Here is a 16,493-nt window from a genome sequence, read left to right as displayed (position 1 = left end):
TTTTTACGTTTGAAATTTAATAAATATTGTTACATTAACTTTCTGAAAACTTACATATGTATTTAAATTATAAAAATTATTATATGTTAGTTTTTTAAAAATAGAGCTGTTTTATGATTTTAATTGAAATATAATTTAATATTAGTTACATAATAAATTACTTATTTTTTCTCTTACCTCCACATTCTATACAATTTCTATCTAAGAATATCTTGGTGATATCTCCTATTAAAATATTTATAATTAAGTACTTAGATAATAAATTAACAAAAAAAGATATATATCTTTTAAGAAATTCAAAAAAATATAATTTATGATTAAAAACTTAAACTAATATAAATTTAACAAAAATAATATAAGTTACAAAAGTAATAGAAGTTAAAAATAATACTTAACGAAGATATTGTTTATCCTTAATAAAGTAGATAATTGTGACTTCCAGATTATAATTTATTACTTACAAAAAATTTACACAACTACGTCTATTAATAATCTAAAATAAAAATCCAGCTATCTATTCTCGAATAAATTTTTTTCTTAAATAATATCCTTTTAATTTATAAAAAAACTTCCTTGGAATTTTAATTATAAATTCCAAGGAAGTTACTTTTACATAAACTAAACTATATAAATTTAAATTTCACCTAACTTCTCCGCTCTTTCTAAAGATGCATCGATATTCTCACATATATTTTCTTTACCTATTTTTTCTATAAAACCAGCCTTTTCCATAACATGATAAGGCTGTTCATTTACATGCGAAAGTATTAATGTTAAACCACGTTTCTTACAAGTTTCCAATATTTCTTCTAATACTTCTAATCCCGAAATGTCCATAACAGGAACATTACGCATTCTTATTATCAGAACATTCTTTCCTTCTCCATGTTCAAAGTTAGTAAATACGTTAGCTGCTCCGAAGAATAATGCTCCAAAAATTTCATAAACAATAGTATTTTTAGGAACATATTTCAGATCAACTTCTTCTGACAGTTTATCATCATCAGATGAGCCTTTGTAAGTCCATTGCCTAACTTCTGCAATGTCAGACATACGTTTTAAGAATAAGAATGCAGCTAATACCATACCGAATTCTATCGCAATTACTAAGTCAAAGAATAGAGTTAACAAGAACGTGATAATTAACACAGCAACATCACTCTTAGGCGCAGTTTTCACCATACGTACACAAATACGCCAACCACTCATATTATATCCCACAATTATTAATATCGCAGCCAAGCAACTCATCGGAATATACGATGCATATGGCATTAAAAATAATAGTATTAGTAATAAAGTAAATGCGTGAACCATTCCAGCTACTGGCGTTCTTCCACCATTTTTTACGTTAGCTGCCGTTCTCGCAATTGCACCTGTTGCAGGTATTCCTCCAAAAAGTGCCGACATAAAGTTCCCTACACCTTGGGCAACTAATTCTGCATTAGATTTATGCTTGCTTCCTGTCATACCATCAGATACTACAGCAGATAATAGTGATTCTATAGCGGCTAATATCGCGATTGTAAATGCTGGTAAAATCATTTCTCTAATTAGTGAAAATGAAATTGTAGGCATTGTAAAGCTAGGAAGCCCAGCTTTAATCGTATATAAATCACCAATAGTTTTAACCGGTAATTTGAAAATAGCTACTAAAAATGTTGTAACCAATATTGCGATTAAAGAACCCGGTATTTTCTTAGATACCTTTGGCCAAAATATTTGAATTAGTATTGCAAGTAATCCTATCGCTAAAGTGACAAAACTAATACTTTTTATATTATGACCATAAGCTACTAATTTCCCAACAAACTCTGCAGGAACTGCTCCCATACTTAATCCTAGGAAATCTTTAACCTGACCAACTACTATTCCCATAGCAATTCCTAGTGTAAATCCAATAGTAATTGTTTTAGGAATGAACTTAATTAAGTCACCAAAGTGAAATAGCCCCATCAGAATCAACATAACTCCTGCCATAAGTGTTGCTACGGTTAATCCTGCAATTCCATGTTCAGCTATAATTCCATAAATAATAACGACAAAAGCAGCTGTAGGTCCACCAATCTGAACCCTACTCCCACCTAAAAATGAAATAAAAAAACCTGCTATAATCGCAGTATAAAGACCTTGTTCTGGATTCACCCCAGATGCAATCGCCAAAGCAATCGATAAAGGCAATGCTATAACAGCTACTATCAAACCAGCAATTATATCTTTTAAGCATTGTTCCTTTGTATAATTTTTCATTACACTAAATAACTTCGGCTTAAGATATTTAAATGAATTCATCTTCTCCTCCTACTTCCTGAGAATTTTTAGTATTACTAGTTTAGCACATAACTAATAAAAACTCTAGTTAAATTAGAAATCCTACTAAAATATTTTTAAATTTCCTGATATATTTTCTAAAAACTAAAATAAAATCTATTATATAATAAATTTTATCTTGTTATAAATTTAAAAAAGGCTTGAAAAATCACTTTTCAAGCCTTAGACGATCGTCTATAATATTTTTACTTAAACTTCTCTTTGATGTCTCTTATTACATCTGACAATAGTTCCTTACTGGCAGTATCATACCAAGTTCCATCCATTTTATTTCTAAACCACGTTAACTGACGTTTTGCATAACGGCGTGAATTCTGAGAAATAGCTGCAATAGTATCTTCTTTAGAAACATTACCATTAAGATACGGAATCATCTCCTTATATCCTATTGCTCCTAGAGCTTGTAGTTCTAGTCCATACTCGTCGATAATACCTCTGATTTCTTGTTCAAGTCCTTCTTCGAACATTATCTCAACTCGCTTATTAATACGATTGTATAGAATTTCCCTATCGGTATTAAGAACTATTAAAAATGGATTATAACAATCAAGAACAGTATCCCCATTGTTATTTGTCGTCACAGATTTCTTTTCATTCATTACATAATTATATGCATTGATTACTCGACGATGGTTTTCTATATCAATCGCATTATAAGTATCTGGATAGTTTTCTTTTAGATACTCTCTAGCCATATCAACATCAATGTCATAAGTTTTTTCTTCTAGATCAGTAAACTCATAATTATTTAGAACAGCATTCATGTAAAAACCAGTTCCGCCGATTAATAAAGGCATCTTCCCTCGACCATGTATTTCTTCAATTTTCTTACGTGCAAGTTTTTGAAAATCATAGACAGAACAAGTATCAGTAGGTTCTAATTCATCTATTAAATGATGAATCACCCCATCCATTTCTTCTTTTTTCACTTTTGCAGAACCTATATCAAACTTTTTATAAATCTGAACGCTATCTATAGAGATTATTTCACAGTTGAACTCTTTTGCAAGTTCTATACTAAGTGCTGTTTTCCCTACTGCAGTAGGTCCTACTATCGCTATTAAAGGTATTTTTTTCATCTTACCTCCTACACTATACGCTTAAACATTTTTTCTAAATCTTTTTTCTCCATTTTTGTGATTATCGGACGTCCATGTGGACACGTAAATGGATTCTTACATTCATAAAGATCACTTATTACTTTATTCATCTCGACATCAGTAAGTACTTGATTTGCTTTTATAGACATTTTACAACTCGCCATCGCAATTGCATCATTTCTTAATTCATTAAATGTTATATTATTATTTTTTAGAACTTTCTCAACAATAATTTTTATCATTTGCTCTTCATCTTCTTCTATCCAACCAGGAAACTCACGAACAACATAAGAATTATCTCCAAACTCCTCAAATACAATACCAAGTTCATCAAATTTATCCAAATTATTACGAACTTCAGCCGCTTCATCTACAGAAAAATCAAACATAAGCGGTATTAACATTTGTTTTTTATAGTTCTTTCTTTCTATAAATTCACGTTGCAGTTTCTCATAATTATATCTTTCTGCAGCAGCGTGCTGATCTATTAGAAATAGCTTATTATCCGCTTCTGATAAGATATATGTTTTAAAGATTTGTGCCAATACTTTTAAGTCTGGTAGAGTTCTAACTTTTGTATCATCATCTTGAACGATTTTCGCATCTTTGATTTCATTAAAGTGACTATCATCTTTTACTACATTAGAAACTACTTCTTCTGTACGATCATCATAACTCGAGTTATCTTCTTTTTTAGAGAAATTCATAAAATTCTCGATTTCTTTTTTAGTAGGTTTATCACCAAACTTATTTCTATTATCACGAGGATGTGAACTATAACTTAAATCCGGTAAATCACTCTTAATTCTCTGAGTTTTACTTCTTTGATTAAACGTGTTTTCTTTACTTTGTACTGGAGTTATTTCTTCACGAGAATTAGTTAACAAGTCTCCTCCAAAAAGAAGTTCATCTTCCTGAATAACATGACTTGTAAATTCTTCTTGATTATCAGAAAAACTACGTTCAACTTCTAAATCAACTTCAGGTTCTTTTTTCTCTTCTGAAAAAATATTCTTGTCTTCTACATCTCCAAATTTATTATCTAGTTCATCTAAGAAATTTATTTTTTCGATTTTCGCTTTTTCTTTTTTAGTAAGAACATTATTCATTCCTTGTGGAATATATGTATAATTACTTAATCTTTCAGCGATAACTTCTTTGATTAGACGTATTAATTCCGCTTCTTTCGATAATCTCACTTCTTGTTTAGTTGGGTGCACATTAACATCTAATAAAATTGGATCCATCTCGATATTAATAACACATAATGGATACCTATTTATCATTAATAGCGTTCCGTAAGCCTCGATTATAGCATTTTGAATTCCATAATTTTTAATATAACGCCCATTAATGAAAATATTTATATAATTCTTACTAGCCCTCGTCTCTTCTGGTACAGAAATATAACCAAATACTTTGTAATCATCATTACTTCCACTAAATTCAATCATATTTCTAGCGACACCCATATTATAGATTTTAGATAAAATCTTATGAACATCACCATCACCATAAGTTTTAAAAGTAATCTTTCCGTCTACATGTAGTTCGAAAGCTACATTAGGATAAGACAGAGCAAATTTATGAATAATATTAGTAATATTAGCTTGTTCTGTGTGAGGATTGCGTAGATATTTCAATCTTGCTGGTGTATTATAAAATAAATTCTCCACACTTAAATCAGTCCCCTTAATAGGTGCATAGTATTCCTCAGAAACTACTTTACCACCTTCAAGAACTAACATCTTCCCTTGCGCTTCACCTGCACAACTCTTAATTACTACTTTACTAACCGATGAGATACTCGCTAATGCCTCACCTCTAAAACCTAGAGTTTCTATGTGAAATAAATCATAGTCAGCACTTATTTTACTAGTCGCATGACGTAAAAACGCACGTGCCAAATCATCATTAGAAATACCACTACCATTATCAATAATTCTAATTTGTTGAATACCAAATTCTTTAATTATAATTTTGATATTAGTACTTCCTGCATCGATAGAGTTTTCTACAAGCTCTTTAACAACAGAAGAAGGTCTTTCGACAACTTCTCCCGCCGCTATTTTATTTGATAATTCTGCAGATAATATATTTATTTTTCCCATTTAATTTATTTCACATCCTCACTTATTTTTCGTTGTAATTCATAAAGAAGATTGAATGCCTGCATTGGAGTTGTTTCTAAAAAGTTTACACTCTCTAATTGCTTTTTGATTTCATCAAATTTATCATTATCACCATCGAAATCCAATTGTAATTTCGCATAATTTTTCTTCGATTTCTCTTCAGCTTTTAGTTGTTTTCTAATAGTTTTCTCTAATTCTTCTTTAAGTTCTTTTTCAAGTTCAGAGCGTAGTTGTAATCTTAATGCTTCTTCGTCTACTTTTACAACATCTTCTTTAACTACTCTGCTACTATATTCTTTTTCAAGTTCTTGACGTATTTTTTCTCTTAGTTTTTCTTCAGATTCTTGTGATGAAGCATCATTTAATAATACTTTGTTATATCTAGCATTATCAACAAGGTCTTCACTACCTTTATTACCACTTTCTAATTCTCTTAGGATTTTATTAGCACCTACGATAACATCTTCTGGTAGATGAGCAAGTTGGGCAACATGTATACCATAACTCTTCTCAATAGGTCCTTCATTAATTTTGTATAAGAAAATTAATTTCCCATGATCTTCTTTTGCAGAAACGTGAATATTCTTTATTCCCTGGGTAATATTTTCCAATTTTGTAAGCTCATGATAGTGAGTTGAGAATAATGTTTTACATTTGATAGTATTATTAATGTATTCTAATATCGATTGAGCTAAGGCAATACCATCATATGTCGATGTTCCACGCCCAATCTCATCAAAAATTAATAATGAATTTGCAGTAGATTCGACTAAAGCATTCTTCGCTTCAATCATCTCAACCATAAACGTTGATTTACCACCAGCCAGATCATCGCTCGCACCTATTCTCGTAAATATTTTATCGAAAATCGGTAAATTCGCAGAAGTCGCTGGCACGAATGATCCAATTTGGGCAAGAATCACTATTAGAGCAAGTTGTCTCATATAAGTAGATTTACCAGACATATTCGGCCCTGTAATAAGCAAGATATTATTATCTTTATCCACTTTACAATCATTACTAATATAACTATCAGCACTTACATTTCTCTCAACAATTGGATGACGCCCATCAACAATATCAATAATATTATTATCATTGAATTCAGGTTTTACATAACCATATTCTTCCGCTACATCAGATAATGAAACGAACACATCAATATCACTTAGAGTATTCGCAACTCTTTGTAACCTTACTATATAATTATGAATCTTCGTCTTAACTTCTTGGAATAATTGTAATTCTAACTCTTCGATTTTTGTCTTAGAATTCACAATATGTTCTTCAACTTTTTTCAGTTCTTCAGATACGAATCTCTCACAGTTAGAAAGAGTTTGTTTCCTATGATAACCTAGTTCTGTTGGATCTATAGTCTTAAGCCCTACTTTAGATACTTCGATAAAGTAACCGAATATCTTATTGTATCCAACTTTTAGATTTTTAACTCCAGTTCTCTCTTTTTCACGTTCTTCGATTTCTAGTAATATTCTATTTCCATTCTTACTAGCATTTTTATAACTATCTAACTCTTCATTAAAGCCTAATTTAATTACATTACCCTCTTTAACTGTTTGACCAGCTTCTTCATGGATTGTCGCTTCAAGATAGTCGTATAAATCTGTTAATTCATCAATATTCTCTGCGATATCTTTTAATTTGTTAGATTCAAATCCTAATAACAACTTCTTAATTTCTGGTATTTGAGCCAGTGTTTTCTTTAGATTCAATAATTCCTTAGGACTTACAATATTATAAGAAACTTTTGTAGAAATTCTCTCAAGATCATATACTTCTTTCAAACTAGTTTTCACATCAGCTTTTTCAAAATAATGTTTAGTAAAATCTTCTACGATTTCCTGACGTTTTTTAATTTCTTTAAGATCTAACAATGGATTTTCTAACCATTTTTTTAATTTTCTTGAACCTGCAGCTGTTGATGTTTTATCTACAATGCTAAGAAGAGAACCTTTTTTCCCACCATTAGCCATGTTTTGAGTAACTTCTAAGTTTTTTAACGAATAGTTTGTCATATAAACAAACTTATCTTTAAAGTAAACTTCAAAATCTTTAAGGCTTGAAATATCTTTATTTTGAGTTTTTTCTATATAATCTAAAAGAACATCACATGCTACACGTAGATTGTTGTCAGTTAGATTACTTGTTTTTTCCTTAGTAATATCATTATTCAATTCAACTTCAGTAATATAAGCACTGATATCCAACTCTTGATCTTTTATGCTAATTACTTCTTTAATATTATTTTTTAGTACCTCATCTTGTAGGTCAGTCATATTTTTAAGTACAGTACAACGGCTATCACCAGTCATAATATCACAAAATGCGAAGTATATATTATTATCCTTCACATATGCACTACCAAGGTAATTATTCTCATCGTAATTTTTGTAGTTCATATACGTCCCTGGTGTGATTACTTGAACTACTTTACGTTCTACGATTTTTCCTTGACCAGGTTCTGAAACTTGTTCGCATATAGCTACTTTATATCCATTATTTACTAAAGTATCAATGTAAGTTGCTGATGAATGAAATGGAACTCCACACATAGGAATTTTTTCAGCTCCTCCATCACGAGCAGTTAAGGTTATTTCTAATATTTTTGAGGCTCTAGTCGCATCTTCAAAGAACATCTCATAAAAATCACCAAGACGGTAAAATAAAAACATGTCCTGATAATCTTTTTTTATCTTCAGATATTGTTCTATCATTGGAGTATATTTCATCTCAAAAGTTCCTTTCTCTTTATTTCTTCCATGTATTTATAACATATATAATTTTAGCATAAATCGTTGTTTTTTAGTAGTGTGACATGTGGTAAACAAATAAAAAAGAGTTAGATAGTAGTTAATTACTTACTAACGTAACTCTTTAAATATTTAATATTCATTTAGAAATCAAATTCGACTCCAGTTTTGTTTAATTCATAGAATCTGTCAACATAATCTTTTCTGTTATTTATTTCTTTAGTACTATTATATAAGTCTATTGAAGCATCGATTTGTCTAATACATTTATTCGCTAACTCAACACCTTCAACTTTATTTTGAGCAAGTTTTATCTGAGCAAGTAGTATATATGTATGAACAGCAAATGTTGGTTTGATATGACTTAATGTAATATCTATTAAATCTAATATTTCAATTACTTTTTTACATACTTCTTCAGCTTCATTACAATTTCCACTTCTTAACAAAAATCCAATACTACTATGTAATACTCTAAATGTGATAATTGTAGAAATTATGTTTATCCCTTCAACATCTGGATTATAACCTAGACTGTCCGCTATAGTCCTTCTTACAAATTCTAACGGTATCTCTTTTGTACTACTAGTAGTAATTATCCCATTTAGAGCTGCTTTTTCATTCAAGCTTAGCATTTCAATCCCTTGGAAATACTCTAAAAGAATCTTATTATTTTCCTTGAATTTTTCTGGAAGTATCCCTGAATATCCCGTAATCATAACTGCAATAAATAATCTCTCGGATAAAGTAATTTTATCATCTTTTAACTTTCTAACTAGATGAGTCATCATACCGGAATAATTACCAACTCTAGCGAATTTTAGTACGTCAATTGTCAATTCCTTATAATCAGATTCTAATCTAGGAAGTAATTCTGTTAAATATTCAATATATCCTATCCCAAGACTTCCAAGCAGTTTTTCAAACACTACAAGCGATACACTCGTCTCATCCGCTTCAAATCTTCTTAGGGTTTGTGCAGAAATTACTTCACCAGCGGCATCTTTTAATTTCACTCCACGTTCAAGTCTTAACTCTTTAAACACCTTCCCATGAATTGATTTATTTGTCATAAATTTCCTCCATCCAATATTTTCTTTCAATTCCTTATCTACAATACTATTTTACAATAATAATAAAACCATCTTATATAATATTACAAATTTGATAATTTCCCATCATTTTTATACTAAAACTCATCGAAAACTTACAAATTTGATAAATTTGACTAATTAAACACTGACAATAATCCTACTACAGTCGAGATCTCTTTTTTCTTGTAATCAACAAGGTCATTTTTGTCACTATGACACTTATTACATTTTAGTAGCGTTATCTTTTGAGTGTCATGTGCGTCACGTTGAATATTTTCACCTTGATCTTCTACTATATTTTCTACGAAATTACTCTCCTTTGTAAAATTATCAGATAATTCCCCTAGTATGCTTAATCCAAATAAGTACATACCTAAGCCACATTGTTTCTCATTTAATAATAAGTGTTGATTTCTATTTTTCATAAGCATCTCCATTTCTATAAGTTATCGTATGCTTATTTTATCACGGATTAAAGCACTTTTTTCATAATCAGAAAACATTGTCCGATTTGAAATAAAAATAGTTAAAAATAAGGGTTAAATAAAAATAATCAGACAAATTTGTCCGATTAATATTTATCCAAAACGAACTTCATTATAAAACAAAAAAAGTATTTAAGAAAAATTAATCATCTTAAATACTCTACTGATACATTATATTGATGTCATATAATTTTTAAAATTCAAAATCAATACCTGTTTTATTAGCTTTACATAAAACCTTATAATCAATATCAGCCATCACTTTAACAGAAGGGTCATCTATAATTTCTACTTCCACATTCTTATATTTTAACATCTTATTCGCAAGTTCTACACCTTCTATTTTATTTTGATGCAAATATATCATTGCCAATAATCCAATAACTTTAAAATAAAAATGCTCATAATTAAATAACTGTGGATGTTTTTCTAAATAATTAAGCACTTCTTTGCATCGCTTTTCACCTATGCTATAGTAACCATTTCTTGATAAAAATTTTAACAAGGCTAATAATAACCCACAATACCCAAAAGATATAGATTTACTCAGATAATCTATGGTAGAAATATTATGTATACATTCTTCAATTATCCTATCAATATACTCAACAGTAAAGTCTTCTCGTGAAGATATATCTATTAATATAGCCAGCAAACCCAATTCATTGCATCCTAATTTATTCGTTGACTCTATTTTTTCTTTAATTATTCTTTTATTTTCATCAAAAAACTCACTATCATCTCTATGATTTAAAATAATCATGAATAATAATATATATATCCTTCTTACAAAATCAATTCCCTTCTTTTTCAGCTCTCTTTTACATTCATTTATTACCTTTGCTGTAAAACCTGATTGCAGATATTTATCCATTCTTCTTGAAAATTCAGTATTCTCATCTTCGATATAATTATTATAATATGCTAAATAATCTATAGGAAGTATACCACAATTTTCTAATAATTTTTCAAATGTAGCGATAGGTAGGCTTGTTTCATCTGCCTCGAAACGAGTTAATGTTCTTGTAGATATAACATCACCTGCAACGTCCTTTGACTTATATCCTCTTTCCTCCCTTAATTTTTTAAAAATACTTCCATGTTTATTTTTCTTCTCCATTTTTCTTCTCCATATTTAAAATACTTTTATTTTTTAATATCTCTTCGTATATTTTAACGGTTTATTCTAATTAATTATACACTAAAATTCAAAATCAATACCGGTTTTATTTACTTCACAAAATTTTTCATAACTAATATCTCTTTTCTGTTTATATAAGGGATTATTAATACTTTCTGCAAGTGTATTACGATATTTTAGTACTTTATTTGCAAGCTCTATACCTTCTTCTTTATTTTGACTTAAATATACCATAGCTAATATTTCTGTAACATCAATATAATATTTTGATCTATCATATAAGGATGATAGTTTATTAAAATTAATAAGTGTTTCTTTACATTGCTTTTCCACTAATTCATAGTATCCATTTCTTGATAAAAATGATAACGAAGAGATTAATAACATACCGTATGCCCCATTAAATAAACTATTCGGATAATTTCCATCATAAATATTTTGGAAACAGTCCTCAATAACTCTATCAATATACTCACATGAATAATCCTCACTTGAGGCTGAGTTTATTAGATTTATGAGTCCGTGTATCTCACTCCATCCCAATTTACTCGTTGACTCTATCTTCTCCTTAATTATTCTTTTGTTTTCTTCAAATAATTCACTTCTACCATTCCATTCTATTAGTTGCATGAAATTTAAAATATCTAACCTTACAGCAAATTTAATATCACTCTTTTTTAATTCTTTCATACATTCATTTACTATCTCTACTGAAGAACCAGATTCTATATACCCCTGCATTCTTTTTGCAAACTCCGTAGTTTCTATTTCAGTATTCTTGACATAATATATTAAATAGTCAACTGAATCCAAATCACAATTTTTTAATAATTTTTCAAAAACTACTACTGAAACACTTGTTTCATCTGCCTCAAAACGTGTTAATGTTCTTGTAGAAATAACATCTCCTGCAACATCTTTTAGTTTATAACCTCTTTCCTCTCTTAGCTTTTTAAAAATTCTTCCATGCATATTTTTTTCGCTCATTCTTTTCTCCTAGTTAAACTAAATATTAATTAAACGCTAAACAATCAATATATTTATAAATATAGTATTTCACTCGTATAATATTTGGATTAGATCTCTAAGTTGATTATTATAATACCTTCGTAAAATCATAATATACTTATATTTTATCATAAAGTATTTTTAAAAGTAACTATCAATATCAAATTAGACATAAAACACCATTCGTAGCAGATTTTAAAGATTTTAATAGAAATCTAGAGTTACACATATTTATACTACTTTTAAAAATCAAACTCAAACCCCGTTTTGTTTAGTTCATGAAACCTCTCAACATAATCTTTTCTATTATTTATTTCTTTTTTACTATTATATAAATCTATTGATGCATCTATTTGACGAATGCATTTATTTACCAATTCTACGACTTCAACTTGATTTTGGGCAAGTTTAATCTGGACAAGTAATATATAAGTATGAACAGCAAATGTCGGTTTAATATGACTCAAGGTAATACCTATTGAATCTAATATTTCTATCATTTTTCTACATACCTCTTCCGCCTCATTACAATAGCAACTTTTCAAAAACAACTAATATAATACTCATTTCATCAGCTTCGAAACATCTTAATGTTTGCGTAGAAATAATATCTCCTGCCACTTCTTTTAGCCTTAATCCTCGCTCTAAACACAGCTGTTTAAATATTTTCCCATATTCAGACTTGTTATCCATAGATATTCCTCGACCTTGTGCTATCTTCTTTTCTTGATCTTTGTATTTTATTTTACAATAATTACAAAACTAACTAATATAATATTACAAATTTGATAATTTTCATCATTTTTATATCATATTAAGGCAAAAAGTTACAAATTTGTAACTTCTAAATACTAAATCTAAAAAGCATTAACCTTATCAACAAAAAATAGACTACAGAACAATTAATGCTCTATAGTCTATTCAAAATAATATTAAATATTATCTATTTTTTCTTCTTAAAGCTACAGCTCCGAATAATCCTACGATTGCCGCTAAGAATCCATAAGAAGTTGTTTGTAATCCTGTGTTAGGTAAAGTTTTACCTTCTTTTCTGTTGCTTACAGGTTTTGCAGCTACTTCCCCACCTTCAGATTTCACTTCAGTTGAGCCTTCTTTTGCTTTTTTTCCTTGAGCAAATGGATTCCAGTTACTATCTGTGTTTTTATCACCTTCTAGTTTAGTTGGTTGAGGTGCACGAGGTCCTTCTGGTTGTTTTCCATCTGTTTGCTCTTCTACTAAAGCATATTTACTGAAGTGTTCAGCTTCGAAAGTAACGATGTTTCCATTACCACCATCATAAGTTGGTAATTTTTCTAATTGTAATTTATTATTTTGATCACGATATACATAATAAACTACTGATTTTCCTTTTGTATTAGTTAAAGTAACTGTTCTCTTAGATCCAACTGAATCAACAGTATTTCCTAAAGAATCGATAAGTTTTAAATCATAAACATTAACTAATTTATATTTTGGATTAACAGCTTTTAATTCTTTAGTTAATTCAGCTAATTCGTCTTTATCTTTAACTTCTTCTGCATAGAAGTTAGTCGTAGGAATTTTTGTACCGTCAAAATGTACTGATACTTTTCTATCTCCAACTTTTTGTTCTAATATTTTTGTTTTTGGTTTCTCTGGTAATTCAACTTTCGGGAAAGTTGGTTCCACTGGTTTAATTATTTTTGGTTCATCAACTTTAGGTTTCTCTGCTTTTGGTTGTTCTGCTTTTGGTTCTTCAACTTTATCAGCTCTATATACAGATTTACCAGATGGGTTAAAATCAAACTCAAAATTACTTAAATCACCTTTTGTTAAATCTAAGTCGTGAAGTTGTCTTAAATAGTAATGACCTGGATCTGTATTTTTGAAATTTTTAAGATAAAATACATCATTACCTTCACTGTCTAAAGTCATATCAACATCAAAACTTCCAGATCCTCCAATCATTTCTCCATCTTTTATTTGAGAAAGTGTAATTTTCCCAGGTAATGCTTTATGATGATATACTAACATAGCTTTTCCTGTTATGCTTTCGGCTTCACTACCTGGTTTATTAGGGCTATAATATTCTAACAATGCTTTATCAGCAAATCTTTCTAAACCTTTTTTATACTTAACTGTAACTTTTAATACATCATTTCCACCTACTTGCGTTTTATCTGAATATACTAAATAATCTTTATCTCCCAATTCTGGCAACTTAGTTTCACTTAGATTCTTTATTTTTGTTTTATTATCATATTTATATAAATCTTTTCTACTTAAATCAATTCCAGGACCATCTCCTGTAATAACTCCATTTTCCTCTTTACTATCAGTATAAATGTTCTCATCAGTGAAATCATTATTTTTAAAACTATTTGAAAGGGAAATATTATTTAATAAATAGTTACCACCTGTAAGTTTACTAGTATCTGCCAGATAAGAATTTTTTACTGTTCCTTTTTTAACATTTAGTTCATACTTACTTCCATTCGCTTCATTTATATATTCAACTGAACCTACAGATAAATCATCACTTGAAGTTTGGATATTTAAATTTTTATTGTTGTCTAAAGAAATATCTTTTAATACATATTCAGCAAAACTATCGACTTTCTTCTTGTTAATATTGTGACGACCCCATCCACCTTCATATACTTTATTAAGAGCTAAAGGATTGCTAGCAGTTACGATTTTCTCTTTTTTCTCTAGTTCACTTGGATGAGTACTTGGATGCTCATTAGGAACTGTACTTGGATGTGGTGTATTTTCTAATGTACTTGGCGTATCCGCTGCAAAAATATCTGCTTGAGGTATTACTATACCAGCTGCAGTTAAAAATGATGCAATTGCTGCACTTGTTAATAATTTTTTCTTCATTTATTTTTCTCCTTTTTTAAATAATAACTAAAATGTCAATATAATAAGACAATTATATTTTACTATAAATATTTATATAAGTTATAAAATGTTACAAAATTGGATATTCCTCTAACTTTTGTAGTAATTTTCTTTGCAAAAGTTACAAATCTGTAACCTACTACTTTACCTCATAAACTGACTTAAATTGCCTCATAAGTTGCGTATATTCTTTCAATATTGTATAATTACAACAAAGGAGTTGACTTATGTTAAATTTCATAAAAAATAAAACAAATTTATCGATATTGATTTTTTATTTTATATTTAGCTTTTCTAGTTTATTATTTATATTACTAGCTGAATATAATAACAATAAAACACCTACATTATTCCTTAAGCAATTTGTTTTTTATGCTGTTGGTCTTGGAATAATATACTTACTTCAAAAAATACCAATAGATTATATAGAAAAATTCTCTATAGCATTCTATTTATTCGCTCTAGTTCTTCTGGTTGGAATATTCTTAGTACCTAATAATTTTGCTCCTATCGTAAATGGTGCACGTAGCTGGTACAATTTCAGATTATTCACCCTACAACCATCTGAATTTGGTAAAATAGCCACAGTAGCGATGATTAGTATGCTGATAAAAGAAAAGAGTTTTAAAGACAATACAGATACTGTTAAACTTTTAAAAATAGCATTAATAATTTCAATACCTTTCGTATTGGTCGCTAAAGAAAATGACTTAGGTAATGGCTTATTTTTCATCTTTTTATTCTTAGGCTTAGTTTTTTTAGTCTGCAATAAAGGGAAGACATTATTCAGAATTTACTCTGTAGTTATAGCTGGGCTAGCCATTATTATTCTTGCTGCCTTATATTTCCCAAGGCTTCTAAGTCTAGTTGGATTAAAATCTTATCAGCTTAATCGTATTCTTTCGTGGTTAAATCCTGAAGCTTACAAGCTTGATTATTCTTATCAAATTACTCAAGTTCTTAGTGAGATTAAATTAGGTGGACTTACAGGTACATTCGCTAAAAATAAAAACTATATAGATGAACAATTTAATGATTTCATCTTTTCTATAGTTGCTAAAAACTTTGGATTTATCGGTGCTGCAATCTTCTTAACTTTATTCTTTATATTTATACTAAGATTATTCAATATAATGAAAAAATGCGAACAAGGTAACTACAGTTACTACTTTATTTTATTAGCTATTTGTAGTTTTTGCTTCTCATTCTTCATCAATATTTTTTCAACACTTAGTATTATTCCTGTAATTGGTATAAGCATGCCATTTATAAGTTATGGTGGAAGTTCATTAATAGCTAACAGTATTCTTTTCGGGATAATCGTTAAAATAAACGCTACGATTCATGAAGAATATTTGGAAGATGAATATTATGAAAACTACGAAGAAGAATATGATGAAGATCAATATATTGATGGTTCTCATCCTTTAGATCCTGTATACGATAATAGCTATTATGAGGAAGAACCTCAACAATATCGAAGAAGCAAAAGAAAAAGATAAAAAAAATGAGGATAGAAATTTTTTCTATCCTCATTTTTTGTTTTATTTT

General features: G+C 29.0%; 12 protein-coding genes. 1 reads left to right on the top strand and 11 read right to left on the bottom strand.

Going from position 1 to position 16,493, the window contains the following annotated elements:
* Window positions 1-633: 633 nt before the first annotated feature.
* From O3884_RS04130 to O3884_RS04080, 11 genes are all read right to left on the bottom strand, one after another.
* Window positions 634-2,292, bottom strand: coding sequence for a SulP family inorganic anion transporter (locus O3884_RS04130; protein ID WP_371451879.1), 1,659 nt, complete (start codon window positions 2,290-2,292; stop codon window positions 634-636).
* Between the two features lie 224 nt (window positions 2,293-2,516).
* Window positions 2,517-3,410, bottom strand: coding sequence for a tRNA (adenosine(37)-N6)-dimethylallyltransferase MiaA (miaA, locus tag O3884_RS04125; protein WP_371451878.1), 894 nt, complete (start codon window positions 3,408-3,410; stop codon window positions 2,517-2,519).
* An 8-nt stretch (window positions 3,411-3,418) separates the two neighbouring features.
* On the bottom strand, window positions 3,419-5,542 hold the full coding sequence (gene mutL / locus O3884_RS04120; protein ID WP_371451875.1) for a DNA mismatch repair endonuclease MutL: 2,124 nt from the start codon (window positions 5,540-5,542) through the stop codon (window positions 3,419-3,421).
* A 5-nt stretch (window positions 5,543-5,547) separates the two neighbouring features.
* Window positions 5,548-8,310, bottom strand: a complete 2,763-nt coding sequence (gene mutS, locus O3884_RS04115) for a DNA mismatch repair protein MutS (RefSeq protein WP_371451873.1) — start codon at window positions 8,308-8,310, stop codon at window positions 5,548-5,550.
* Between the two features lie 164 nt (window positions 8,311-8,474).
* Window positions 8,475-9,404, bottom strand: coding sequence for a helix-turn-helix domain-containing protein (locus O3884_RS04110; protein WP_371451872.1), 930 nt, complete (start codon window positions 9,402-9,404; stop codon window positions 8,475-8,477).
* 155 nt (window positions 9,405-9,559) lie between these two features.
* On the bottom strand, window positions 9,560-9,850 hold the full coding sequence (locus tag O3884_RS04105) for a hypothetical protein (RefSeq protein ID WP_371451870.1): 291 nt from the start codon (window positions 9,848-9,850) through the stop codon (window positions 9,560-9,562).
* Window positions 9,851-10,103: 253 nt separating this feature from the next.
* Window positions 10,104-11,030: a helix-turn-helix domain-containing protein gene (locus O3884_RS04100; protein ID WP_371451868.1), complete on the bottom strand. Its 927-nt coding sequence runs from the start codon at window positions 11,028-11,030 to the stop codon at window positions 10,104-10,106.
* Between the two features lie 81 nt (window positions 11,031-11,111).
* A complete protein-coding gene (locus O3884_RS04095) occupies window positions 11,112-12,038 on the bottom strand; it encodes a helix-turn-helix domain-containing protein (RefSeq protein ID WP_371451866.1) in 927 nt (308 codons plus the stop codon).
* 263 nt (window positions 12,039-12,301) lie between these two features.
* Entirely contained in the window at window positions 12,302-12,559 is a 258-nt protein-coding gene (locus O3884_RS04090) for a hypothetical protein (RefSeq protein ID WP_371451864.1), read from the bottom strand.
* 25 nt (window positions 12,560-12,584) lie between these two features.
* Window positions 12,585-12,752 carry a hypothetical protein gene (locus O3884_RS04085; protein WP_371451862.1) on the bottom strand — a complete coding sequence of 56 codons (168 nt, stop codon included), beginning with the start codon at window positions 12,750-12,752 and terminating at the stop codon, window positions 12,585-12,587.
* A 246-nt stretch (window positions 12,753-12,998) separates the two neighbouring features.
* A complete protein-coding gene (locus tag O3884_RS04080) occupies window positions 12,999-14,921 on the bottom strand; it encodes an LPXTG cell wall anchor domain-containing protein (protein ID WP_371451860.1) in 1,923 nt (640 codons plus the stop codon).
* 248 nt (window positions 14,922-15,169) lie between these two features.
* Here O3884_RS04080 and O3884_RS04075 point away from each other — a divergent pair, with 248 nt between their 5' ends.
* Complete coding sequence (locus O3884_RS04075; protein ID WP_371451858.1) at window positions 15,170-16,444, top strand: FtsW/RodA/SpoVE family cell cycle protein; 1,275 nt, start codon at window positions 15,170-15,172, stop codon at window positions 16,442-16,444.
* Window positions 16,445-16,493 lie beyond the last annotated feature (49 nt).

The sequence above is a fragment of the Gemella sp. 20925_1_85 genome, from assembly GCF_041433735.1.
Taxonomy (GTDB): domain Bacteria; phylum Bacillota; class Bacilli; order Staphylococcales; family Gemellaceae; genus Gemella.
This window is presented reverse-complemented; position numbering and strand designations above follow the sequence as displayed.

Coding starts and splice junctions, on each gene's coding strand:
- O3884_RS04130 (WP_371451879.1), bottom strand. CDS start 2,292: ATGAATTCATTTAAATATCTTAAGCCGAAGTTATTTAGTGTAATGAAA.
- miaA (WP_371451878.1), bottom strand. CDS start 3,410: ATGAAAAAAATACCTTTAATAGCGATAGTAGGACCTACTGCAGTAGGG.
- mutL (WP_371451875.1), bottom strand. CDS start 5,542: ATGGGAAAAATAAATATATTATCTGCAGAATTATCAAATAAAATAGCG.
- mutS (WP_371451873.1), bottom strand. CDS start 8,310: ATGAAATATACTCCAATGATAGAACAATATCTGAAGATAAAAAAAGAT.
- O3884_RS04110 (WP_371451872.1), bottom strand. CDS start 9,404: ATGACAAATAAATCAATTCATGGGAAGGTGTTTAAAGAGTTAAGACTT.
- O3884_RS04105 (WP_371451870.1), bottom strand. CDS start 9,850: ATGAAAAATAGAAATCAACACTTATTATTAAATGAGAAACAATGTGGC.
- O3884_RS04100 (WP_371451868.1), bottom strand. CDS start 11,030: ATGGAGAAGAAAAATAAACATGGAAGTATTTTTAAAAAATTAAGGGAG.
- O3884_RS04095 (WP_371451866.1), bottom strand. CDS start 12,038: ATGAGCGAAAAAAATATGCATGGAAGAATTTTTAAAAAGCTAAGAGAG.
- O3884_RS04090 (WP_371451864.1), bottom strand. CDS start 12,559: ATGATAGAAATATTAGATTCAATAGGTATTACCTTGAGTCATATTAAA.
- O3884_RS04085 (WP_371451862.1), bottom strand. CDS start 12,752: ATGGATAACAAGTCTGAATATGGGAAAATATTTAAACAGCTGTGTTTA.
- O3884_RS04080 (WP_371451860.1), bottom strand. CDS start 14,921: ATGAAGAAAAAATTATTAACAAGTGCAGCAATTGCATCATTTTTAACT.
- O3884_RS04075 (WP_371451858.1), top strand. CDS start 15,170: ATGTTAAATTTCATAAAAAATAAAACAAATTTATCGATATTGATTTTT.